Source organism: Pseudomonas sp. SbOxS1 (assembly GCF_013416725.1).
In the GTDB taxonomy this organism is placed as follows: domain Bacteria; phylum Pseudomonadota; class Gammaproteobacteria; order Pseudomonadales; family Pseudomonadaceae; genus Aquipseudomonas.
Genome location: NZ_JAAVXC010000004.1, coordinates 300,331 through 324,353 on the forward strand (window position 1 = coordinate 300,331; position 24,023 = coordinate 324,353).

Below are 24,023 nucleotides of genomic sequence, written 5' to 3' on the forward strand. Positions count from 1 at the left end.
TTCTGCTGAATTCATGGAAACCGGTTATCAGAGGAGGATGGATTCGATGCAAAGGTCTGGGGTGGAGCCATGACACCCAAATCCGAGACTTGAAAGAAAAATAACACACCTGATGCGTATCAACACGCCACCGAAATGCCGAGGCTTCACCGTCCATCAACTTGATCTACTACAAACCAGGAATACGCCATGACCGCACCACGTATCTATTTGATCCATGCAACGCCTGTAGCAATCGCCCCCATCACTGAAGCTTTCACTCGGCTCTGGCCCGAGGCCAAGCTCGCAAATTTGTTGGAGGACTCGCTCTCCAGCGACTTGGCGGAAGCCGGTGAACTCACTCCAGCATTGAACGAACGTTTTTTGAAACTGGCTAACTATGCGGCGGAGTCAGGGGCTGATGCGATCTTGTTCACGTGCTCCGCTTTTGGTGACGCCATTGATCTGTGCAAGCGCTCGTTAAGCATCCCAGTGCTCAAACCGAACGAAGCCATGATTGAGGAGGCCATTCAACGCACCCAAAGGATCACCATCCTTGCGACCTTCAAACCAGCCATTACATCGATGACTGAGGAGTTTCAGACCTACGCACGACAAAAGGGTGTCGAAATTGAACTCCATACCTATGTCTGTCCTGAAGCATTCGATGAACTGCGCAAGGGAAATGCGGATCGTCACGACGCACTGATTGTCGACTCGGCTCGTAAGCCAACGAACAGCGAACTGCTGTGTTTCGCGCAATTTTCAATGATCAGCGCAGCACAACAGGCAAGCCAGGTGAGCGGCCTGCCAGTATTGACCACACCTGACAGCGCTGTGATGAAGCTGCGTAGCCTCCTGCAAGCCTGAGGCAGTTTCGAGTATTTGAAGGAATAGGACATGACCAGACTAAACGCACACATTGGATTCCAATTTACGGAATTACCCTTTCTGGAACGGTTTGCAGCGGCCGCGAAATCAGGATTTCGAGCAGTCGAGTTCCCCTCGCCCTACGAATACGAAGCGACGCAAATTGCGGAGCTTCTCAATGAGCATCAGCTGGAGATGGTGCAATTTGCCGCGCCATCAGGTTCAACAAAAGGTACCACTGGCATTTGTCGCTCAAAGCAGGAGTTCCTGGCAGACGTGAGCCAAGCGGTTCAATACGCAAAGGTGCTCGACTGCAAAATGGTGCACCTGATGTCTGGTGTGTCGCTTGCTGAGCTTGGGGTAATTGCAGAAAGCGGCATTTATCAACGTAACCTGAAGTACGCGGCTGAGTTCTTGTCTGGAGAAGGCATTGAACCCTTGATTGAAGTCATCAGCTCGACCGAGGTTCCGGGATACCTGATGAGCCGCTTCGACTTTGCTGAGGAAATGCTGGAGACCCTTCCCAACCTCGGCCTGATCCTGGACACCTACCACACGGAGCTACTGGGCGAGGATTGTCTGCGAAAGCTAAGTCAATGGTGGCCGCGCGTTAGTCATGTCCAAGTGGCCGACTTCCCGGGCCGGAATGAACCTGGCACTGGCAATATCGATTTTCCAAAACTGCTTTCCATGCTTGAGGACCACGCCTATCAGGGCTGGGTGGGATGCGAGTATCGCCCTCGCGCCTCCACGTTCGACGGGCTCGAAGCCCTATGGAGGACGATGAAACCCAACCCGCATGAATATGACCGTTGGTAAGAAATCGTTTCTTTTTGGAGAAATTGTACTGCGTTACCTTGCAAAACAATTTCGAGTGGAGTTTATTAGGGGTCAGTAGCCCTTGAAGGTTGCACGCAATGCTCCCCACAAAAAACACAAAAGGAGTTAACGCATGACCAAGAAGATCGCCTTTGTTACTGCTGGCATGGGAAACCTGGGCACAGCAGTTTGCCAGCGACTCGCCCGAGACGGATTTACCGTTGTTGCAGGATGCGGTCCCAATTCCCCATTGAAAGACACTTGGTTAGCTCAGCAAAAAGAGCTTGGTTTCAACTTCATCGCCTCTGAAGGGAGCGTTGCTGATTGGGACTCTTGCCGCCAAGCCTTTGAGCAAATCAAGAAGAATGTTGGCCCAGTCGATGTCCTGATCAACAATGCTGGCACAGCCCGCAACGTTGTCTTCCACGACATGCAGCCCAACGACTGGACCACCGTCATCGACACCAACCTCAATTCTCTGTTCAATGTGACCAAGCAGGTTATCGATGGCATGGCTGAGAGAGGCTGGGGGCGTGTGATCAACATCTCCTCGGTCAACGCTCAGTTGGGTCAGGTGGGTCAGGTCAACTACTCCACCGCCAAGTCGGCCATCCGCGGCTTCACCCGCGCCCTGGCACGAGAAGTAGGGTCCCGTGGCGTCACGGTGAACACCGTGTCCCCTGGGTACATTGCCACGCCCAAACTCAAGTCCGTTACAACTGCGGACGTCATGGACCGCATCATCCAGGACATTCCGACACGACGCCTTGGAACACCCGAGGAGATCGCCGCCGTGTGTGCCTGGCTCGCCTCCGATGAGGCTGGGTATGCAAACGGTGCTGACTTCTCGCTGAATGGTGGCCTTCACATGAGTTGATACTCGTGTGAGACTCAGCGGCAACCCGCTGGATCAAACCAAAAATACAGCGGGAACCTTGATGCGCTTTTTGCGCAGATCCCATAAAAACAATTGTACTTTACGTCAAGGTGATACAAATGCTCTCATTTCTCGGCTACGGGATGATCGTGACCTTTATGGCACTGATCATGACCAAGCGGTTGTCGCCGTTGGTAGCGATGACAACAGTTCCGATCGTATTCGCGCTCTTGGCGGGATTCGGTCCGGATATGGGCGACATGATGATCGAGGGTCTGCGCAAGGTTGCTCCGACCGCGGTCATGGTAATGTTCGCGATCCTCTACTTCGGCGTGATGTTCGATACCGGTCTGTTCGATCCGATCATTCGCAAGTTCATCAAACTGATCAACGGCGACCCGATGAAGGCCGTGGTGTTTGCCGCGCTGCTGGCAGGTTTGGTGTCGCTGGACGGCGACGGCTCAACGACCTACATGATCACCGTCACCGCGATGCTGCCGCTGTTCAAGCGTCTGCGACTTGAACCATTGTCGCTGACCTGCGTAGTGATTCTTGCGGCGAGCGTGACCAATCTGTTGCCGTGGGGCGGTCCATTAGCTCGTGCGGCCGCGTCTTTGCAGGTCGACACTTCCGAGCTGTTCATCCCACTTATTCCAGTCATGGTGGTGGGCTTCCTGGGCGTTCTGGCACTGGCTTATTTCATCGGTATTCGCGAGCGCCAGCGCTTGGGCACTCTGCGCTTATCGGTCGGTGCTGCCGCTACTGTCTTTGACGATGAGGCTGACGACGAAGGTCTGCCGTCCATGTCAGACGAAAATGCTGAGTTGCGTCGCCCTAAACTGTTCTGGCTGAACGCCAGCCTGACCATTGGCTTGATGGCCGGTCTGGTAACAGAGATCTTGCCACTTTCCATCTTGTTCATGGTCGCGTTTTCCATTGCCCTGGTAATCAACTACCCGCACATGAATGATCAGCGTCGTCGTATTTCTACTCACGCCCCGACGGCTTTGAACCAGATCGCGATCTTCCTGGCGGCCGGCATCTTGGCAGGCATCCTGTCCGGAACGGGCATGGTCAATGCGATGTCAGCGAGCTTCCTGGCAATGCTTCCAGCTACCTGGGGCCCTTACATGGCACCAATCACAGCGTTGGCGAGTATTCCGGGCACCTTCTTCATGTCCAATGACGCCTTCTACTATGGCGTGCTTCCAGTGCTTGCTAAGGCTGCCGAAGTTTATGGCATTACCCACGCTGAAATTGGCCGTGCCTCGCTGGTTGGCCAACCTGTTCACCTTCTGAGTCCTCTTGTGGCGTCGACCTACCTGCTCTGTGGCTTGGCAGGTGTCGAGTTCAGCGACCATCAGAAATACACCATGAAATGGGCGTTCGCGCTGAGCTTCCTGATCTTGCTCGCCTGCCTGCTGCTGGGATTGTTCCCTCTGGCGGCCGGTGTCTGATGTAAGAAGCCTCACAGTTCAAATCAATACTGCGTTAAAACGAAAAATCCCGGAATCTAAATAGACTCCGGGATTTTTTCTAAATACAGAGCCAAAAACGACTACCACTTCAATGAAAATCGAACATCCATTAGGTTTATAGCGGCCACCAGCACTGGTTCCATTCCGCATCGCGGGTTCCCAACAACCGAACCGCTGCGCGGAAGTGGCCACCGATACTCAGCTATTGGTTCTGATCTGCTGTAGGAAGGAATGGGACGTTTGCTACGCGGCCTGAAAGGCAGCAATCGGCCAAAAGCGGCCTTTAAAATCAAGTCGACAAGGCAACCCGTCCTATCCCGGCAAACTCAATTTCCACTTGCACCCCGGCCGACGCCCAGTAGATTCCGGTCCAGCTACCACTAGCCACCAGGTCACCGGCTCGCAAGGGGCTGCCCATTGCTGCAGCGTGACGCGCCAGCCACGGCAGCGAACTCAGCGGCTCACCGAATGGATGGCTGCCAACGCTGACGAACTCAGGCTCCCCGTCCAATCGCAACGCCACCTGTTGTCTTGACCAATCCGGCATGTCCCCCAGCGTTTGCGGTGCACCGAGTACCAGCGCGCGATTGAGTTGCTGGTCGGCCAACCGAAGCAACGGCGCGGCCTGATCGCCCTGCAACCAGCGTGTGCCACACAGTTCGATGCCCGGCATCCACGCATCGACCGCCGCACGGGCCATGGCCAGATCAGTGTGCTGGTCGAGGTCGCGCGACAGCCGCACGATCAACTCTCCCTCGATCCCGAAACCGAAGGCATCGCCCGACGGAACCTGCCAACCCGAGGGGTGTACAGCCGTTGCCGGTACCCCGGCTGCGCTGATCAACCCTCCAGGAGCACCGCCCAGTTTCCAGGCCGCTGGCGGCCCGGAGGCGAACCAGCCGAGAGCATCCGCTACCTGGTGCTGCACGGCATAGGCTTCGGCTTCGTTAGCCAGATCCAGGGTTGGCAACGGTTGTTGGCGTCCCTCACGCCAACCACGAATCAGGGTAGCGGCCACCTGCGTGACCGCACTCACAATGTCAACTCAGTCTTGCGCCGACGCAGTTGCGCGGGCGCCGGGCGCTCGCACGGCAGAAACCGCCCGCGACCCGCCTCACCGCGCGGCTCGCCGTCCCACACCACCTCACCGCGAGACAGGGTCATCGCCGGCCAGGCGCTCAGAGTCATGCCGGCGTAAGGCGTGTAATCGACGTTGTGGTGCAGCATTTCGTTGCACAGGTGCACCGGTTCACCCTCGTTCCAGATCACCAGGTCGGCATCAGCACCCACAGCGATGCTGCCCTTGCGCGAATACAGCCCATACATCTTGGCGGCATTGGTGGAGGTCAGCGCAACAAAGCTTTGCGGGGTGATGCGCCCACTGCGCACGCCTTCGGACCAGAGCAGTGCCATGCGGGTTTCGACACCGGGAATGCCATTGGCGACCTGGTCGAACGATACCTTTTCACCGTGAGCCTTCTTGCCATCAGGGCCATCGAAGCGAAAGGGTGCGTGGTCTGACGAGAAAATCTCGAACGAGCCATTCTCCAGGCCATCCCAGATCACCTGCTGGTTTGCGACATCGCGCGGCGGCGGGCTGCAGATGCACTTGGCACCTTCGAAGCTGTCGTCACACCCCAGCGAGTCGGCGGTCAGGAACAGGTATTGCGGGCAGGTTTCGGCGTACACCTTCAACCCCTGGCTCTGGGCCCAGCGAATCTGCTCCACGGCCTCGCGCCCCGACACGTGTACGATCAGGATCGGCACGTCCACCAGCTCGGCAAGGGCGATGGCGCGATGGGTCGCTTCGCGCTCGACCAGCATCGGCCGCGACGCGGCGTGGTAGCGCGGCGCAGTCAGCCCGGCCGCCAGTAGTCGCTCGGTCAGCCAGGCGATGCAATCGCTGTTCTCGGCGTGGAGCATCACCATGGCGCCCTCACGGCGCGCGACCGACAGCGTCTCGAGAATCTCCCGGTCGCCCAGCTTCAGCGCATCGTAGGTCATGTAGATCTTGAAGGATGTATAGCCTTCAGCAATCAAGGCCGGCAGTTCTTCACGCAGCACCTGCGGGGTGGGATCGGTGACTATCAGGTGGAAGGCATAATCGATCACCGGCTTGTTACCGGCCCGACGATGGTAGTCATCGACGGCAGCGCGCAAGCTTTCGCCCTTCTGCTGGCAGGCGAACGGGATGACGGTGGTGGTGCCGCCGCAGGCCGCCGAGACCGTGCCGCTGAAGAAGTCATCGGCCATCACCGCCCCGTCGCCAGTCGGCTGGTCGAGATGCACGTGGCTGTCGATGCCACCGGGGGTGACATGACGGCCCGCCGCGTCGATTTCCTGGTGACCTGGCGGCAAGTCCAGGCCAAGGGAGACGATACGCCCATCACGAATACCGATATCGCTGGTGAACGTGTCCGCGGCGGTTACCACCCGGGCGTTGCGAATCACCGTATCAAAAGGTTGCATATCAAGGCCTCTTCGAGAAGTAACCGGCTGCGGCCAAGCTCAAGTTCGCTCAAGCCAGGCACGGGCGATCTCTTCCCGCGTGGCAAACCAGACACCACCGTGTTGCTTGGCATACTCGATGAATTGCTTGATCGCCCTGACCCGCCCGGGACGGCCTACCATGCGTGGATGCAGCCCGATCGACATCATCCGTGGCCCTTCGGCGGATTCGTCATAAAGGACTTCAAAGCTTTCTTTCATGTACTCGAAAAAGTCCGAAGCCTGGGAAAGCCCTGGAGAATTCCAGTAGCGGAAATCGTTCACATCGGCCGTGTAAGGCACCACGAGGTGCCGCTTGCCCTCGACCTCGACGAAGTACGGAACATCATCGTTGTAGGCATCGGAATCGTAAAGAAAACCGCCCTCCTCGGCGACCAACCGCCGTGTGTTGACGCTGGCGCCATAGCGGCAATACCAGCCAACAGGACGCTTGCCACAGGTGCGTTCAAATGACTCGATGGCTAAACGCATGTGTTCACGCTCCTGCTCTTCAGTCAGGCGAAACACTTCCTCCCAGCGATAACCATGACTGCAAATTTCATGTCCTGCGGCCACGGCAGCACGTGCAACATCGGGATTCTGCTCAAAGGCCACAGCGCAGGCATGAAACGTTGCCCTTACCGATTGCTGATCGAGAATATCCAGAATCCGCCAGATCCCCACGCGCGAGCCGTACTCATACATGGACTCCATCGCCAAATTGCGAGTGCCGTCGGGTATCGAATAGCTCCCCCATTCGGTCATTGACTCCTGGTCCGGGTCGCCCATGGCGAGTGAGCGTTCGGAACCTTCTTCGTAGTTGATCACCAGGCTGATAGCCAATCGTGCGCCATTGGACCAGGTGCCTTGCGGGCGTTTTCTACCGTAACCCACTAAATCGCGTGCAGGTGAAACCATCGGGATCTTCTCCTGAAGTGACTGGTTAAATAAGTACGTAGCGAAGGTAGCGACTTAGCAGTCGATGTCTTTCAGTCGGTCATGACTGAAGGTGCTATCAGACTGCCACTCGCTGAAGGCCAGCCCCATCGCCAGGGTTTGCGCAATACAGAACGAAGCGGTGAGCGAACGAAAGCCCAGCAGTTCGGCATCGTTGACCTCAATCACCGTATCGGCCATCTGCCCGATAGGGCTCAGCACGCTGTCAGTGATCGCCACCAGCGTCACGCCTGCCTGGCGCGCCTGGCGACAAGCTTCAACGGTGTCATTGGCATACGGCGGAAAGCTGACAGCTATCAACAGATCATCATCGGCAATGGCACTGACCTGCTCCGGCAAAGTTCCACCGGCACCACTGATGTGCACGGTTCGCCGCCCCACCCGACTCAATGCGTAGCTCAGATACGCAGCAACCGGAAAGGCGCGGCGCATGCCGATAACGAAGGTAGTACGCGCCACTTGCAGATGAGCGATAGCCGCTTCGATATTGGCCTGCTCACCACCATCAGCCAGGTGTTCCAGGGAAACGATATTGGCCTGGCTGAACTCACGCAGAATCCCGCCGACGTCACTCGGATCTTCCAGCAACGTCTCACCGCCGTAGTGTCGAATGCGCTCACTGCGTTCGCTGTGAGAGTCGGCAGCCTGTTGCAGCGGTGCACGGAACAGGCGCTGCAAATCCTTGAAACCTGCAAAGCCGAGGGCCTGAGCCAGCCGAATATAAGCGGTAGGCGCGATACTCGAGCGCTTGCCCAGTTCGGCCACCGTGCTGAGTGCGATCTCATGCGGGTTGTCGATCAGAAATCGAGCAGCATCACGCAAGCGACCGGTCAGGTGTTCGTGCTGAGCCGCAATACAGTCACGCAGCTCTGCAAGGGTTTCAGGTAAGGCCATGATGAAGGCTCGTCAAATTAGAAGTGTGTAGGCCTGTCAACGCAACGCATCGATTGCTTGATCCAGCGCCGTGATGAGGCGGTCGACTTCTTCCAGCGTGTTGTAATGCGCCAACGATACCCGCACTACCCCGCCAAACCGGTCAAGCCCAAGGGCTTCGATAAGTCGTCGCGCATAGAAGTCACCAAAGCGAATGCCGATCCGGTGCTCATCGACCCTGCGCACAATAGCCTCTGACTGAGTGCCCTCGACAACGAAACTGATCGTAGGCACCCGATTGCGCGCATGGGTCTTGCCGATGATTCGAACGCCCTCGCGCTGGCGCAAAAATGCCAACAGCCGCTCGGCGAGCAAATCCTCCTGCACCTCGAAGGCATCAAACGCAGCTTGCATGCACTGGCGCTCACTGCCTTGAGCGCCAAGCCTGGTGCTGACGTCGAGCAGATAGTCGGTGATGCCGATGCAGCCGAATGACAACTCGTAGTTGACGTTTCCCGGCTGCAATTTGTAGGGCACTACATCCTTGCCTATGAAGAAGTGGTTAAGGCTCGGCAACTCCAGCAACAGATTGCGCCGCCCCCAGAGCACGGCAAAGTGCGGGCCAAAAGTTTTGTAGAAGCTGTAGACGTAGAAATCGGCTCCGCTGGCCTGTACATCCACCAGACGGTGTGGCGCATAAGCGACGGCGTCCACGCACAACCTGGCGCCCACTGCATGGACACGACGCGCCACTTCGGCGACCGGATTGATCGAACCGAGAATGTTCGAAGTATGTGTCATCGCCACGTAGCGGGTGTTGTCATTAAGCAAAACCTGTAGGTCATCCAGCTCAAGTTCACAGCTCTCGAGATTGACCTGCCACACACGCAAAGTCGCGCCGCGGCTTTCGCACAATTTGACCCATGGACCGATATTCGCTTCGTGATCGCAATTGGTGACGATGATTTCATCGCCCGGAACGATTGACGGGGCGATGGCGCGACACAGGATTTGCAACAAGTGGGTGGTCGAGCCGCCCATGATCACTTCTTCGGGATGCTCGGCGTTGATCAATTGCATGACCGAGTGACGTGCCTGCATCACGCGCTCGCCAGCGTTGACGGAAGCCTGGTAGGACGCGCCCAGTTGCACACTGTTGTTTAGCAGGTAATCGCTGACCCGCTGGGCCACGGTGCTCAGCACCATCGACCCACCGGCGTTATCCATGTAGGCAAAGGCACCGGCCAGGCCTGGAAATTGCTTGCGAACGTAATCGATATCGAGAGGATCCACTCTACTTTCTCCAGCCTGATTCAATGATGCAAGATGGCCTGCAGGAACGCTTTTGTGCGGAGTTCCTGGGGCGCAGTAAAAAACGGCTCTGGGATGTTCTGCTCAACAATACGTCCGCTTTCCATGAAAATGACTCGATCGGCGACCCTACGGGCAAAGCCCATTTCATGAGTGACCACGACCATCGTGACGCCGGAGCGAGCGAGGTTTTGCATGACATCGAGTACTTCGCCAACCATTTCCGGATCCAGTGCGGAAGTCGGTTCATCGAACAGAATCGCCCGAGGCTCCATGGCCATGGTGCGGGCGATTGCCACACGCTGCTGCTGGCCACCAGACAATTGGCTGGGGTACTTGTGCGCGTGATCGGCCATGCCGACCTTGACCAATAATTCCTTGGCCCGGGCATGCGCATCCCGCCGACTCAAGCCCCTCACCCGGATCGGCGCCAGCGAGACATTGTCGAGGACACTGAGGTGCGGATAGAGGTTGAAACTTTGAAATACCATGCCCACTTCGCTGCGAATGGCGGCCAGTCGGGGTCCGTTTTCAACCCGCTCACCCGCCACGCGGATATGGCCTTGCTGGTAGTCTTCAAGCAGATTGATGCAGCGAATCAAGGTCGACTTTCCCGAGCCCGACGGGCCAAGAATCACCACCACCTCACCCTCTTCAACCTGCAGATTGATATCGCTCAACGCTTTGAAGTTGCCGTAGTACTTGTCGAGCTTTTCGATGTCGATCAACGTGCTCATGCGGTTTTTCCTCCCGAAGCGTTACGGCGCTCAACCCAGCTGACCATTTGTACCAATGGCAACAACAGCAACAGGTACAGCAAGGCAGCCCCTACCAGCGGTGTTGGGTTGGCAGCCAGTGCCTGCGCCTGGGTTGCCTGCTTGAGCAAGTCAGGCATCGCGACCACCGAGGCGAGCGCCGTGTCTTTCATGACGTTGATGCAATTGCTCGTCATGGGCGGCATTACGATGCGTATTGCCTGGGGTAAAACGACGTCGCGCATGGTGTTGAAAAAGCTCATGCCTTGAGAAGCCGATGCTTCAAACTGGCCACGGGGAATGGCTTCGATGCCTGATCGAAAAATCTCCGCGCTGTAGGCGCAGGAGACAAGCGAAAGCGCGCTGGCGGCGGCCGCAAAGGACGACAGTCGAATGCCCACAAAGGGCAGCGCGTAATAGATGAGTACCAGCAAAACCAGCAATGGAATGGAGCGCATGATATCGATGTAGATACGTGCGAGCGCTCGAACGGGTGCGTAGGAATACAACCTCAACAGCGCCAGCAACAGCCCGCCCACCAGGCCCAGGGCAATACTCACCACCCCAAGCAAAATGGTGACGCCCAGACCACGCATCATCAGCGGAAGCGACTCGACGAGCACATTCCAATTAAAAAATGTCTGCAAAAGATCCATGGGATACCTCGGTCAATACAAGTGGCGAACGGGTGTCGCCACTTACATGCAACAGCAGCAAGGCTTACTTGAGAACAGCGGTCACTTGCAGGGTGCTCGAGTCTTTAGCCGCGTCGGTGCCGAACCATTCTTTGTGGATCTTTCCAAGTGTGCCGTCTTCTTTCATCTTGCTGATGATGTCGTTGACCTGATCGCTCATCGCCCAGCCTTTGGCGTGCATCAACGAATAGCGTTCACCGGTGGGAATACGAGCCACGATGGAATATTGCGGTTTGTCCTTGATGTAGTAGAGCACCGCGGGAATGTCGCTGAGGTAACCATCGATGCGCCCGGAAGCCAGGTCGAGCATGGCCGGCGATAGCCCTTCATAGCGCGAGACGTCGGCGATTTTGTACTCGTCCTTGTGTTGGCCAATCCACATGTCGCCCGTCGAGCCAGTATCTACGCCAACGACCTTATTGTTCATATCAGCCAGGCTCTTGACCTTGGACGTGGTCAGCGCGGTAAGAGACTGGTCGCTGTCGAAATAAGGCTGTGCGAAGGCGACTGACTCGAGGCGTTTAGGGGTAATGGTGATGGAGGAGATAGCGATCTCGACACGCTTGGATTGCACGGCGCTGAACAAGCCGTTGAATGGAATATTGATGAACTCGACGCTTTTCCCTGCGCGCTTGGCCACCTCTTTTACAACATCGACCTCAAAGCCGACGAACTCACCTTTGGCGTCCTGAAACTCCCAAGGCACGTTGCCAACGTTAGCTCCTACAGTCCAGTCAGCTGACCAGGCTGGCAGCGCAGCTGCGGCGGTCATGATCAATCCCAACATCACTTTCGCTTTCATGTTTGCTCCCGATTGTTTGTTTTTTTAGGTGCTAACAACGGTTGATCTCGTGCAACGTGGGATCGAGAGTAATTCAATGGATTATTTACTTCAATACCACTCATCTATGAATTTTTTACTCCATAGCCGAGTTCAGTTTTTTTAGAACGTCACGTCAGAAGGGCTGGTTACGTCGTAACCGACCAGGGTGGTCACGTACAGTAGACCTGGTGGCAGGCATAAGCCCGCCGGTTCCCGCTTGCCTTCACCGGCCAATCAGAGTTGGTCGCTGCGTTGGGTGACTAGGCGAACGTCCGCCGCGCACAGCTCGCTGCATCACTGGATCGACGTCAGCATGTTTGACGTGACAGACGGAGTTGAAGCCAACATGTATATGTGTATACTGAAATACATTCAGCACCGAAAGCTCGTCAATTTGGTCATCAGGTAACGGTTTATGGCAGTCTCGAAATTCCCAGTCGTAGCCAATGAGCGGTCCCGTACCTTGGGGGACCAAGTAGCTGACTCTATCGTCAGTGCTGCTATTTACGGGCATCTCGCACCCGGCGCTCGATTGATTGAAGTGGAACTGGCTGAAGCATTTGGCGTGAGCCGGGTACCGGTACGTGAAGCTCTCAAGACCCTGGAGAGCCAGGGCATCGTCGTGACGACAAACCGCGAGGTGTGCCTGCTTCATGTGGATCGCGAGTCGTTGGAGCAAATGCTTTCTGTAAGGGTCGTGCTGGAGACTCATGCCGTTGAATTGGCGATGAAAGCGATCGCCCAGGACCCTCGACTGCTCGAACCTTTTGAGGACGCCTTGCACAATTTACAGGGCGCAATACGCAAGGGCTCGGCATTTCTGGCGGCACAGGCCGATATGGACTTCCATCGTGCCATTTATCTGGCCAGCGGCAACCGCACGCTGCTGGATATTTGGGACAAAATGTCGCGCAAGATACTGATCGCCGTGGGCTTGAGGGTTCCGAATACCAAGGTGTACGAAGACCATGAACGGTTGCTGGGCATTCTGAAAACCAACGATTTGGCCAAGTTTAAGGAGGCTCTCGTACCGCATGTATTGGAGGGTCTAACCCCCGAGTCACCGACCAACCAAGAAGAAATCACCGCGTGAGGTGATTTTTTTGGACCCCCAATGTATACAAGAGTACAGGAGGACAAACCTAGAACGAGCCCCTGAATTGACGTTCAGGTCGCTGGTCGTTCTACCCACCTGGCAGGAGCGCCTGTCAACGGATCACGCTCTCGATCGGATGGTCCTAGCCAGCCTCCCGGCGTAGCTTGAGCAAGTAGTAATTTCGCAGGGTAAAGCGGTCTGTAGAGCCGCCTCCCTGGAGCTCTGCGTGTATCGCAACAATGCCTTTGTAACTGCCACCCAACGGTTCCAACAACTTCAATTAATCACGTTCGGTAGGGAATTTAGTCATGAAAGCTTCCAAGTGTGTCTTGTCGGCACTGTGTATCGCCGCCGCAAACCTCGCAATGCCAGCCATGGCCTATGAAGTTGCCCCCAGCTACGAGAAATGTGGCGACGACTCCTTCAGTCAGTACATAAAGGACGGCGTCACTCTCGGCATCGTGTCCGCCCCTCCTCACTCATACTTAAATACCACCACCGGCAAGGCTGAAGGCATTGACGTGGAGATCAATGAGGCAGCGTTCAAATGGATGGGCATCCACTCGGTAAAATACGAAGTCACGCCTGTAGGTCAGCTCGTGCCCGCTCTCCTGTCCAAGCGTATTGACGTGATCGGTACCAACATCCACGTGACCCCAGATCGGATCAAAGCCATCAGCTTTACCGGCCCATCCTGGTGGTACGGCCCGATCATCGTATTGCCGGCAAACTCCGAGTTGAAGGTGAGCTCATACGCCGACCTCAAAGGGAAGAAAGTCGGTGCCGTCGTGGGATCCGCCGCTGACGAATACCTGCGCAAGATCGGCGCCGAGTCCATTGCGTTCCCCGGCGCCGAGCAGGAAATCGGCGCGCTCAGCACCGGACGCGTCGATGCAGTGCTTGAAGACGATGTGACCGTCGCCGACTGGATCAAATCCAACCCCGCACTTCAAATCAAGCAAATGAAGGACGTCCCGGTTCCGGAAGAAATGATTAACAAATACGGGTATGGCTACGCACGCTATGGTTTACGCAAGGATGATTGCACGTTCAGGGCTGCGTACACCCAGGCGTTAGCTGAAGTACGAGGAACGGGTGAGGTCGCTGCGATCCTGAAAAAATACGGCTTGAGTAATCGCAACCTGTTCCTGCACCCGCTTGAAAAAAACTGACAAAGCCAAGGGGTGACGTATGAATCTATTTAATTTTTCAGTCGTGCTCGAATATTGGCCAGTGTTCCTGAAGGGTTTAGGTCTAACGGTACTGTTGACGGTTATCGTATTCAGCTTGAGCGCAGTATTGGCAGTGCCTGTGGCACTGGCTCAGTTATCCCGGTATCGCCTCTTGCGCACGTTAGCCCACATCTACGTGGAAGTGATGCGTGGTACGCCCGTCATCCTGCAATTGATTTATGTGTACTACGTGTTCCCGATCATCGGCATCAAAGTTGCCCCGTTCAGCGCAGCGGTCATTGGTCTATCCATGAGCATGATTGCCTACCTGAGTGAGGTCTATCGCGGGGGTATCAACGGTATTGCGCAAGGACAAAGGGAAGCCGCCGCCGCAATGGGCATGAGTGACTTCCAGGCATTCCGTAGAGTCATTCTTCCCCAGGCGATACGCCTGACACTGCCTTCGCTTGGCAACTACCTGATCGCGTTGTTCAAGGACAGTGCCCTGGCATCGGTTGTCACGTTGCAGGAGTTGATGTTCGCGGGCCAGATCATCGCGGTACGCAACTACGAATACTTCACCGTTTATACCGTATGTGGCGTGCTCTACCTGGCGGTCAGTTATCCCTGCGCGTTGCTGGTTCGGCGCTTGGAAAAACGCACGCAAGGCGGATATCGACGCAACGTCGCGCGAGTGGCCCCCGCCCCGTCAGGATCAGCAGTAGGAGAAAGCTCATGATCGAACTGAAAAGTTTGAACAAGGCTTATGGTGATCACGAAGTATTGCGCGGAATCAACCTCACCATAGAGACCGGAAAAGTGGTCGTCATCATTGGCCCGTCCGGCAGCGGCAAGTCCACGCTGCTCAGGTGCATCAACTACCTTGAACAGCCGGACTCCGGGACAATACTTCTGGACGGTCAACGCATTTTCTTTGAGTCAACATCGGGTAAAGCCAAGGCTCACAGTCCCAAAAAGATCGCAGCCGTGCGCGCCCGGCTCGGCATGGTGTTTCAGGAGTTCAATCTCTTTCCTCACATGAGCGTACTGCAGAACGTGATGGAGGGACCGGTTACCGTCAAAGGCTGCCGCAAGAAAGAGGTTGAGGCGCTGGCGCACGAGTTGTTGGCCAAAGTCGGATTGGCCCAGCGTGCAGACTACTTTCCTGATGAAATTTCAGGAGGGCAAAAGCAACGGGTGGCGATTGCCAGGGCACTGGCGATGCAGCCGGATGCCATGCTGTTTGACGAGCCGACGAGCGCCCTGGATCCAGAACTTGTCGGGGAAGTGTTGAATGTCATGCGCGATCTGGCCAAACAGGGCATGACCATGATTGTGGTCACTCATGAAATGGCATTTGCCCGTGAAGTGGCCGACGAAGTGGTGTTCATGGATGGAGGAAAGATTATCGAGCAAGGGCCACCTGCACAGTTATTTGATAATCCGCAAAACGAACGAACAGTGCGTTTTCTGCAGCGCACTGCTAATCGCTGAGGATAATAAGCCGCAAATTTAATACCCGGTAAACCCGTGTAGATCTTCGGATATACAGACTTCAGGCAAGTTCTGCTACCGCATGATCAGGGCGCTCTTTCAAGAGATCGACAACTGATTAACGGTGCGGTGGGTTCTTACCTGTTTGCTGTAAACATTGAAAGCTGCAAGTGCGCTGCCAGCTTAAACCTGAGGCGGCAGCTTTAAAGCTCATCGTGATTGATTGTCCAGCCGATAGTTCGGCCGCTTACTCGTACTCAAATAGAGGGCTAGTCATGGCTTTGCGATATCAACATTTCATTACTCCTGCCGGTTCTGCCGAATTCCCGAAAGTTATTCGTGGCGAGGGTGTTTATATCTGGGATCATACCGGGCGGCGTTTACTGGACGGCTCTTCCGGCGCTGTTTCCGTCAACATCGGCCATGGTCATCCCAGAGTTCTGGAAGCCATGCGTGAACAGATGAGCAAAATCATCTACGCCCACAGCATGCGCTGGGATAACGACCCAAGCCAGGAGCTGGCCGAGCGTCTTGCGCGCTTGAGCGGCTGGAATTTTGAAGCGGCGTTCTTCGTTTCAGGCGGTTCCGAGGCCAATGAGGCGGCGATCAAGTTCGCTCGCCAGGTGGCTGTCTCCAGGGGTCAGGCCAGTCGCTACAAAATCATCAGTCGAATCCCCTCCTACCACGGCGCCACGACCGCTCTGCTCGGCATAACCGGTGACACGGACTACGCCAAAGCCTACAAACCCATGTTCGTCGACATGCCGAAGATTGATGCGCCGTTGCTGTATCGCCGGGCGGCCCATGAGTCCGTTGACGATGTCCTTGACCGCTGCGTTCGCCAGCTCGAGGAGACCATCATTGCTCAAGGCCCTGAGACGGTGCTCGCGTTCATGATCGAGCCGGTAGGGGGCGTTTCGACGGGCGCACTGGTGTCGCCTGCAAGCTACTACGATCGCTGCCGCCGGATATGCGACCGTTACGGCGTGTTGATGATCTACGACGAGATCATGAGCGGTGCCGGCCGCACCGGAAAATTTCTCGCCGGACACCACTGGCCCAACTGCCGTCCCGACATTGTCACGCTGGCAAAAGGTGTCAGCGGCTCTTATGCCCCCTTGGGCGCGGTTCTCGCGTCTTCAGTGATGGTCGAAGACGTGAGACGTGCCGGCGGGTTCAAGCATGGCCACACCTACTCCGCCAATCCGCTTGGGTGTGCGGCGTCAAACATGGTGCTTCAAGTGCTGGAGGACGAGGGACTCATGCCACGGGCCGCTGTGCTTGGCGAACGAATCCGGGCCCGACTGGAAGAACTGAAACAAAGGACCCACGTCATCGGCGACATCCGCGGTATAGGTTTACACATGGCGATCGAGATTGTGGTCGATAAGGACACCAAGGAAATTTTTCCCGATGAAGTGCGAGCCAGTGAAAAAATCGGATTGATTTGTCGAGAGTATGGATTGCTGCTTTTTTCACGGCGCACAGCAGGAGCTGCCTACGGAGAATGGCTGATGTTTTGCCCTCCGTTAACTATCTCCGATGCCGAAGTGGATGAAATGTTGGCGTCCTTCGAGAAAGGCGTCATCGCTTTCCAGAAATCCATAGGTTCATAGGTCAATGACTGCGCAGCCCAATGCCAAACGGCTGGAAGCTGGGTGAGGAGATCGAGTGCTGAAATCGAAAGTTTGTTTTTGCGATCTAGTTATTGAATTGTCGCAATCGCTACGCAACAGATGGCAAAGTTAAAGCAACTTCCGAAACACTCAGGAAGTTTGCCTCCTATCGCCTGGCTTCTGGCAACAACTTGTTATTGGTTGAATTTATAGATACGCACTTGGGAGGGTTTCATATGTCTAAGCGGGCCACTATTGTGGGTTGGGCTCATACGCCTTTCGGTAAACTTGAGGATCCGGATATCGAGTCATTGATGTCTCGCGTTTCGAGGGCCGCTCTGGATCACGCTCAGGTCGCGCCTGGGGAAGTGGACATGATTTCTGTCGGCGTCTACAACAACGGCCTCACTCCACAAGGTTTTGAAGGTGCGCTGGTCTCGTTGGGCGAACCTGCCCTGCGCTTTACGCCGGCGATCCACGTTGAGAATGCTTGCGCAACAGGCACCGCGGCCATCCATGCGGCTGCAGACTTCATTGAAAGTGGTCGCGGCCGCATTGCATTGGTGATCGGTGCAGAAAAGATGACGGCGGTGACGCCCAGTCTCATACCGGGCCTCTTGCTCAGCGGATGCTATCGCCGCGAAGAAGAAAGCCCGGAGGGTTTTGCCGGCATTTTCGGTCGAATCGCCAGTGCGTACTTCGACCGATACGGTGATCGCCGAGAAGAGCTGGCACTGATCGCAGCAAAGAATCATGCCAATGGCGTGCACAACCCCTACGCACACATTCGTAAGGATCTTGGTTTCCAGTTCTGCAATGAAATATCTGACAAAAACCCTCTGGTGGCCGGGCCGCTTCGCCGCACCGACTGCTCGTTGGTGTCTGACGGTGCAGCAGCGATCGTGCTGGCGGATGAAGAGACGGCCGCGGCGTTGGGTCGGGCAATCAGCTTCCGAGCACGCACGCACGTCAATGATTTCCTGCCAATCTCTCGCCGTGATCCGCTCGTGTTCGAAGGCGCCCGGCACGCTTGGGACAAGGCGCGTGAAACCGCTGGCATTTTATTGGATGACCTGAGCCTCGTGGAAACCCATGACTGTTTCACCATAGCCGAGATGCTGCAGTACGAGGCAATGGGGCTCGCAAAGCCCGGAGAAGGATGGAAAGTCGTGCGTGAGGGTGTCGCGCAGAAGAATGGCCGACTGCCAGTGAACGTCTCTGGCGGTCTCAAGGCCAAAGGGCACCCTCTCGGAGCGACGGGTGTGTCGATGCATGTGATGGCTGCCATGCAACTGGTCAATGAAGGCGGTGACATGCAAATCGCGAACGCTCAATTGGCAGGCGTTTTCAACATGGGAGGCGCGGCAGTGACCAACTACGTCTCCATTCTGGAGCGAACGAAATGATGATGGCAGCTCAGATTCCAGCAGTCTCCGAAAGGGTCATGAACCTCGCAAACTGGGTGACGCAAAATGCGCGACGCCTGCCCGATCACCCAGCGATTGTTTTTGGCGACAAAAAATGGACATGGGCGCAGTTCGACGCACGCGTCGGCGCACTGGCGGCAGGGCTGGCCGAGCGAGGAGTCGGGCTGGGCGACAAGGTCCTGGTTCATTCGAAAAACAGCAGCGAGATGTTTGAGTCACTATTCGCCACCCTCCGTCTGGGTGCGATATGGGTGCCCACCAACTTTCGCATCACCCCTGACGAAGTGCTCTACATGGCCTCCGTGGCGCAGAGCCGTGTTTTCCTTTGTCAAAGCGATTTCCCCGAGCATGCCGCGGCCGTTTGCGAAGCGGTACCGCAGACGGACCTGATCTGGCTGGAGGGAACGACCCCATTCGTTCAGGATCATCGCCCGTTGGCCAATGAACTTATTCTTAAACACCTTGGTAAATTCGTTGCAAATGCCGAGGTAGGCCGAGATTCGCCGTGCTGGTTCCTGTTTACCTCCGGCACGACTGGCAAGCCGAAAGCGGCCGTATTGACCCACGGCCAGCTCGCGTTTGTCGTCAACAATCACTTGGCTGATCTCCTGCCCGGCACCACTCATCAAGACGGCTCCCTGGTTGTCGCGCCTCTGTCCCATGGCGCAGGCATTCACCAACTGAACATGGTGGCGCGAGGAGCCACAACGGTCGTGCTGACCTCCGACAGATTCGACATCGACCTGGCTTTTGAGCTCATCGAAAAACATCGCCTGACTAATATCTTCACAGTGCCTACCGTTCTCAAAATGATGGTAGAGCACCCCAGTGTGGACAAATGGAACCATAAAAGCCTGCGCCATGTTGTCTATGCCGGCGCCCCCATGTACGAAGCCGACAAAAAACGCGCACTTGAAAAGCTCGGCCCTGTACTGGTTCAGTATTACGGCCTGGGCGAAGTGACGGGAAACATCACCGTTCTTCCACCTTCCGAGCATGAAAACGCTGCCAGTCCCTCGCGCCCGTCGACATGCGGCTACGAACGCACCGGTATGCAGGTATCGATTCAGGATGATGAGGGCAACGAACTGCCGTGTGGCGTCACGGGCGAGGTCTGTGTGGTGGGCCCGGCGGTATTCGTGGGCTACTACAACAACCCCGAGGCGAACGCGAAGGCATTTCGCAACGGTTGGTTCCGTACAGGTGACATGGGGCACATGGACAACGAGGGGTTCATCTACCTTACAGGCCGCTCCTCGGACATGTACATATCGGGCGGTTCTAACATCTATCCCCGGGAGATCGAAGAAAAGATCCTCCTGCACGAGGACATTACCGAGGCCGCCGTTCTGGGTTTGCCAGATGCTCATTGGGGCGAAATCGGCGTCGCTGTCTGTGTGCTCAAGGAGGGTGCGGTATTAAGCGAAGACGACCTGCTTGAGTGGATGGCTGCACGGATTGCGCGCTACAAGATGCCAAAGCACGTTTATTTCTGGGATGCCCTCCCTAAATCCGGCTACGGCAAGGTCACCAAACTTCTGGTCCGGGATGAATTGGCACGACGTGGCGTTGCCGTAAAACTTCAGTCCGTGGAGGTCGTCCATGGGAAAGGTTGAGCGTCCAGGGGCTTGTTAGCAATATGCAGGCATCTCGAACGTATCAGCCAAAAGTCATCAGTAATCGCACTGGTAGAGCCAACGAAGTACCCATTAAACAGAGCCGATCGTTACCGAAAACCAAGGGGCGACGCTAGAGCCTGGGTCGTGGCGCGTGGCGCGTGGCGCGTGGCGCGCGGCAAAACATGTATGATAATGATAAAGATTATTGTCACCAATAATCTTTATCCGCCTAGACCCGTTACGACGAGGCTATTACATCGATGAATTTGTATTAAGGGGTGTTGATGGCCTATATGTCCCCCAAGCTCAGTGGCAAGTCGCCCGAAGTGTTTCACTTGGAGACCAGCGACACCAGTCGCTACGCTGTGGATTGGCACGCCCACGACTGTCATATGCTGCTATTACCACGCCAGGGTGGGCTATTTCTTTCGACCGAAAGTAGCCACGCCTGTCACGTATCGAGCCAATCGTTTTCCTTTGTGCCAGCAGACTTTGCACACGCCACTCAAGCGGCTCCGGGGCGGGAGAAACATATGACTTTGTATGTCGACCCCTCTTACGTCAAACGCCAAGGACAGATAGCCGGTTACCGCAATTTCGCTAAACGGGTAAATCGATCGGGGATATGGCAAGTAACCGAGGCGCTGGACAGTATCTTGCGCCTGCATGATCAACTTCAGGGATGTGCATCTGCGGAGGCCTTTGAGCGCCAATTACCCTATCTCAATCATCTGCTCTTCGAGGAATGCACTCGGGTTATCGCTTGTCAGCAGGCACAATTGCAGCCGAGTGAGCATCAGCAGCAGGCCACTCTGGTGCGCGACATACAGCGATACGTTCGGGAGAACTTGGAAACAGATTTGAATATTGAGTCGATTGGAAATGAATTTCACCTGTCACGGCGTCACCTTACGCGTATTTTCAAAGCTACTACGGACGAAACCCTGCTGGATTTCACCAATCGCACCCGAGTGGAAACTGCCGCCCGGCTTGTATCATGCACTTCACTTTCGATTCTCGAAGTCAGCCTGGCGGTAGGCCTGGACTCCCCCTCTTACCTTGCCCGACTTTTCAAGCGTTACCTGAATCTAACTCCAAGCGAGCTACGCAAACCCCGTTAACGATCTGGCCCAAACGGACGCATGTACGGCCCGATCAAGTGCTTTCGACAAACTGATGCTGGCCACAATAGCCCTCTTCTCCACCATTAAGAGGTCACAATGAGAGACGTGGACGCTGTAGAAGTCTTCAAGTCCAGCCAGGGCGGTGGCAACCCGGCTCCGATCGCCATCGACGCTCTTGGGTATGACCCTGAGCAGATCATGACGATCGCAGTCCCCTTTCCGCGACTGGCGACCAGTAACGAGCGGGACAGGCTAAGTTACTGGCAGGAGCGAAAAGCAAAACAAGTGATGAGGGAAAACCTCGATTGTGGCATTCGGATTTCGGTTGTCGCCAAAGAGTGTTCCTTGTCACGAAGCCATTTCTCCCGAGCTTTCAAGAAAGCTACGGGGCACTCTCCACGTGATTGGTTCCAGCTTGCAAGATTGACACGAGCCCAAGAACTCCTTGAGCAAACCGACTTTTCAATTTCTCAAGTAGCTTTGGAGTGCGGGTTTGCTGATCAACCGCATTTCACCAAAATATTCTCTAGGAGTTTTGGAATGCCCCCTGGAAAGTGGCGTGCAAAGGAAAAGTCCTACATGTAGGTTTTGACGCCCTTTCGCTTTGGAAATCGTTTGATGATAGGGGCAAGAAAACCGTCAACTGGAGCGATCCAGCCCTGATCACCCGAGCCGTGCGTGAATATCTTGAGGTACTAGACGAAGAGGCTCTGACCGAAACGCTACCGAAGCGCCTATCGCTGACTGATCCTCAAGCCCGCTGGACCGCTGCTCCAGGTGGCCCAGCTTTCTACGCTTACTCCACGAATTATCTGATTGATACCGAGCACGGCGTCATCATGGATGTGGAACCCACACCGGCTCATCGAACCGCAGAAGTCGAGACCAAGACCATGATCGATCGGGTCGAAGCGCAGTTCGACATCAAGCCGGAGCGCCTCATTGGCGATACCGCTTACGGTACCGCGCCGATGCTGGCCTGGATGGTGGAGGAAAAAGACATCGAGCCGCATGTGCCGGTGTGGGACAAAACCGAGCGTAAGAACGACAGTTTTTCGAGCAACGATTTCCACTGGAATGAAGAGGCTGAGGAATACCGCTGCCCGGCCGGCAACCCATTGCGCAGCGAATGGCGAGCCTTCAAGAATGAGCGCTCACACGTCACCAAGGCCAACACCATCATCTTCCGATCCCGGCAGACCGACTGCGCTGCTTGCCCGATGAAAGCCAAGTGCTGCCCGAACACCGCGTTCCGCAAGATCGCTCGCAGCGTCCATGAAGCCGCGCGTGATGTGGCTCGGCGCATCGCAGCGACAGCGCGGTACGTGCGCTCTCGCCACGAACGTAAGAAGGTCGAAATGTTGTTTGCCCACCTCAAACGCATCCTGAAACTGGATCGCTTGAGACTACGTGGCATGAGTGGCGCGACTGATGAATTCACGCTGGCCGCCGCGGTGCAGAACCTGCGACGGCTGGCCAAATTTACATCTCAAGGGCCACCTGCCACGGGAGCGCTCGGAAGCCGGTGCCTACAAGATTGTTATCAAAAAATAGGTCGGCACCGGAGATCAGACGCATGCGGTGTCGCTACCGAGGCGGGTCCTGTGGCGTCCCTGTGAAAGCTCTGACAAGCAACACCGTTAAAACGCCCCCTCTGCGACCTGAATCAACATTTCTTCAACCAAGCGAGTGCCCGGGCTGGTGGAGAGCAGTGCAATGGGATTTTCACCTGAAAAACGCGCCTTGGATTTGTTCAGCCATCGCTGGGCTTTATGGGTGTCCCCAAAGACTGCCTCGGCCATGGCCGTGATATGCGCAAGACGAAACAGGCGATCACTCTCAGCCACGCTCAGGCGCTGGCCGTGAGTCAAGCGGGTTTTAAAGGCCTTGAGCGAAATGATGTGATTGCACGCATCGGGGTTGAATACACCCAAGTCGCAGAGCGTCTGAATACTCCCCGGCGAGAACCCCGCTTCGATCAGCGCATGGATGTCCAGGTCAGAGGCATCGGTGGGAATAGGCAAAAACATTTCCAGCCGGACCCGGTAGGCTCGGTAAACATCATTGGGCATGACTTGAGCAAACATGAGTCGCCTTTTGGGTTTGGCATCGGGCTTGAAGCTTCGGCTATCTTCACTCAGTGTGAAGATGGGGTGGTCGGAAATCCACGGTGGTCATCCTTTCTAATGCTCAGACCGGATCCCTTTTAATTGTTAAACGTCTTTTGCTGGCTGCCTTCGCTGGTGAATTTAGGCCGATGTGGCAGTTCGGTTACCTGCTAGCAATCCGACCGGTTCCACGTCTCTACCCGCCGACAGTGCGATATCCAAGAATCGACTTGCACGGGCCGTGCGCGCCCTGAGCACTGCTTGGGCTTCGAGCTGAAACTGCTCAGCGAGCAGCCATTTGTTCGTTTTGACTTTGCGCTTACCTTTCATCACGGCTCTCGTAGTGGGTCACACATGTCTATGCCTTGGCAGATGTAAAGCAATGAGCAGAGTGCCTTGGATTCCTGCAGTTCTACTCCCGTCGTCCAAAGGATATCACGCAC

General features: G+C 55.9%; 22 protein-coding genes and 1 pseudogene. 14 read left to right on the forward strand and 9 right to left on the reverse strand.

The window, feature by feature from the left end; all coding sequences use genetic code 11:
- The first annotated feature begins 189 nt into the window (after window positions 1–189).
- The 4 genes from HFK74_RS07585 (at window position 190) to HFK74_RS07600 (ending at window position 4,002) form a co-directional block, all read left to right on the forward strand.
- Window positions 190–849, forward strand: a complete 660-nt coding sequence (locus HFK74_RS07585; protein ID WP_180202983.1) for an aspartate/glutamate racemase family protein — start codon at window positions 190–192, stop codon at window positions 847–849.
- Between the two features lie 30 nt (window positions 850–879).
- A complete protein-coding gene (locus HFK74_RS07590; protein WP_180202984.1) occupies window positions 880–1,668 on the forward strand; it encodes a hydroxypyruvate isomerase family protein in 789 nt (262 codons plus the stop codon).
- Between the two features lie 133 nt (window positions 1,669–1,801).
- On the forward strand, window positions 1,802–2,545 hold the full coding sequence (phbB, locus tag HFK74_RS07595; RefSeq protein WP_180202985.1) for an acetoacetyl-CoA reductase: 744 nt from the start codon (window positions 1,802–1,804) through the stop codon (window positions 2,543–2,545).
- Between the two features lie 119 nt (window positions 2,546–2,664).
- Complete coding sequence (locus tag HFK74_RS07600) at window positions 2,665–4,002, forward strand: CitMHS family transporter (RefSeq protein WP_180202986.1); 1,338 nt, start codon at window positions 2,665–2,667, stop codon at window positions 4,000–4,002.
- Window positions 4,003–4,312: 310 nt separating this feature from the next.
- Here the strand turns inward: HFK74_RS07600 and HFK74_RS07605 are convergent, their stop codons facing one another.
- The 8 genes from HFK74_RS07605 to HFK74_RS07640 all read right to left on the reverse strand — a co-directional run bounded on the left by HFK74_RS07605 (window position 4,313) and on the right by HFK74_RS07640 (window position 11,903).
- Window positions 4,313–5,059 (reverse strand): fumarylacetoacetate hydrolase family protein, encoded by a 747-nt coding sequence (locus HFK74_RS07605; protein ID WP_180202987.1) that lies wholly within the window; start codon window positions 5,057–5,059, stop codon window positions 4,313–4,315.
- The gene (gene hydA, locus HFK74_RS07610) at window positions 5,056–6,492 is read right to left on the reverse strand and encodes a dihydropyrimidinase (protein ID WP_180202988.1); all 1,437 of its coding nucleotides are present in this window, start codon (window positions 6,490–6,492) and stop codon (window positions 5,056–5,058) included. The genes HFK74_RS07605 and hydA overlap by 4 nt, the downstream gene beginning before the upstream one ends.
- A gap of 39 nt (window positions 6,493–6,531) precedes the next feature.
- Window positions 6,532–7,428: an allantoinase PuuE gene (locus HFK74_RS07615; RefSeq protein WP_180202989.1), complete on the reverse strand. Its 897-nt coding sequence runs from the start codon at window positions 7,426–7,428 to the stop codon at window positions 6,532–6,534.
- Between the two features lie 54 nt (window positions 7,429–7,482).
- Complete coding sequence (locus HFK74_RS07620) at window positions 7,483–8,361, reverse strand: MurR/RpiR family transcriptional regulator (RefSeq protein WP_180202990.1); 879 nt, start codon at window positions 8,359–8,361, stop codon at window positions 7,483–7,485.
- A 36-nt stretch (window positions 8,362–8,397) separates the two neighbouring features.
- Window positions 8,398–9,633: a cysteine desulfurase-like protein gene (locus HFK74_RS07625; protein WP_180202991.1), complete on the reverse strand. Its 1,236-nt coding sequence runs from the start codon at window positions 9,631–9,633 to the stop codon at window positions 8,398–8,400.
- Between the two features lie 20 nt (window positions 9,634–9,653).
- Entirely contained in the window at window positions 9,654–10,388 is a 735-nt protein-coding gene (locus HFK74_RS07630; protein ID WP_180202992.1) for an amino acid ABC transporter ATP-binding protein, read from the reverse strand.
- Entirely contained in the window at window positions 10,385–11,062 is a 678-nt protein-coding gene (locus HFK74_RS07635) for an amino acid ABC transporter permease (protein WP_180202993.1), read from the reverse strand. Before HFK74_RS07635 ends, HFK74_RS07630 begins: the two co-directional genes overlap by 4 nt.
- A 64-nt stretch (window positions 11,063–11,126) precedes the next feature.
- Window positions 11,127–11,903, reverse strand: a complete 777-nt coding sequence (locus HFK74_RS07640; RefSeq protein WP_180202994.1) for a transporter substrate-binding domain-containing protein — start codon at window positions 11,901–11,903, stop codon at window positions 11,127–11,129.
- A gap of 436 nt (window positions 11,904–12,339) precedes the next feature.
- Between HFK74_RS07640 and HFK74_RS07645 the strand changes: the two genes are divergently transcribed.
- The 10 genes and pseudogenes from HFK74_RS07645 to HFK74_RS07690 all read left to right on the forward strand — a co-directional run.
- On the forward strand, window positions 12,340–13,017 hold the full coding sequence (locus HFK74_RS07645) for a GntR family transcriptional regulator (protein ID WP_180202995.1): 678 nt from the start codon (window positions 12,340–12,342) through the stop codon (window positions 13,015–13,017).
- Between the two features lie 311 nt (window positions 13,018–13,328).
- Window positions 13,329–14,192, forward strand: a complete 864-nt coding sequence (locus tag HFK74_RS07650) for an ABC transporter substrate-binding protein (RefSeq protein WP_180202996.1) — start codon at window positions 13,329–13,331, stop codon at window positions 14,190–14,192.
- 19 nt (window positions 14,193–14,211) lie between these two features.
- Window positions 14,212–14,931 carry an amino acid ABC transporter permease gene (locus HFK74_RS07655; protein ID WP_110752431.1) on the forward strand — a complete coding sequence of 240 codons (720 nt, stop codon included), beginning with the start codon at window positions 14,212–14,214 and terminating at the stop codon, window positions 14,929–14,931.
- Entirely contained in the window at window positions 14,928–15,686 is a 759-nt protein-coding gene (locus HFK74_RS07660) for an amino acid ABC transporter ATP-binding protein (protein WP_180202997.1), read from the forward strand. The genes HFK74_RS07655 and HFK74_RS07660 overlap by 4 nt, the downstream gene beginning before the upstream one ends.
- A gap of 275 nt (window positions 15,687–15,961) precedes the next feature.
- Window positions 15,962–17,302, forward strand: coding sequence for an aspartate aminotransferase family protein (locus HFK74_RS07665; protein WP_180202998.1), 1,341 nt, complete (start codon window positions 15,962–15,964; stop codon window positions 17,300–17,302).
- A 236-nt stretch (window positions 17,303–17,538) separates the two neighbouring features.
- A complete protein-coding gene (locus tag HFK74_RS07670) occupies window positions 17,539–18,708 on the forward strand; it encodes an acetyl-CoA acetyltransferase (RefSeq protein WP_180203311.1) in 1,170 nt (389 codons plus the stop codon).
- Entirely contained in the window at window positions 18,705–20,345 is a 1,641-nt protein-coding gene (locus HFK74_RS07675) for an acyl-CoA synthetase (protein WP_218953597.1), read from the forward strand. The genes HFK74_RS07670 and HFK74_RS07675 overlap by 4 nt, the downstream gene beginning before the upstream one ends.
- A gap of 287 nt (window positions 20,346–20,632) precedes the next feature.
- On the forward strand, window positions 20,633–21,469 hold the full coding sequence (locus HFK74_RS07680; RefSeq protein WP_180202999.1) for an AraC family transcriptional regulator: 837 nt from the start codon (window positions 20,633–20,635) through the stop codon (window positions 21,467–21,469).
- A gap of 99 nt (window positions 21,470–21,568) precedes the next feature.
- Entirely contained in the window at window positions 21,569–22,057 is a 489-nt protein-coding gene (locus tag HFK74_RS07685; protein ID WP_180203000.1) for a helix-turn-helix domain-containing protein, read from the forward strand.
- A gap of 53 nt (window positions 22,058–22,110) precedes the next feature.
- Window positions 22,111–22,983, forward strand: a pseudogene (locus HFK74_RS07690) (transposase); the annotation flags it as partial.
- 129 nt (window positions 22,984–23,112) lie between these two features.
- Here the strand turns inward: HFK74_RS07690 and HFK74_RS07695 are convergent.
- Window positions 23,113–23,559 (reverse strand): antitoxin Xre/MbcA/ParS toxin-binding domain-containing protein, encoded by a 447-nt coding sequence (locus HFK74_RS07695; RefSeq protein ID WP_180203001.1) that lies wholly within the window; start codon window positions 23,557–23,559, stop codon window positions 23,113–23,115.
- Window positions 23,560–24,023 lie beyond the last annotated feature (464 nt).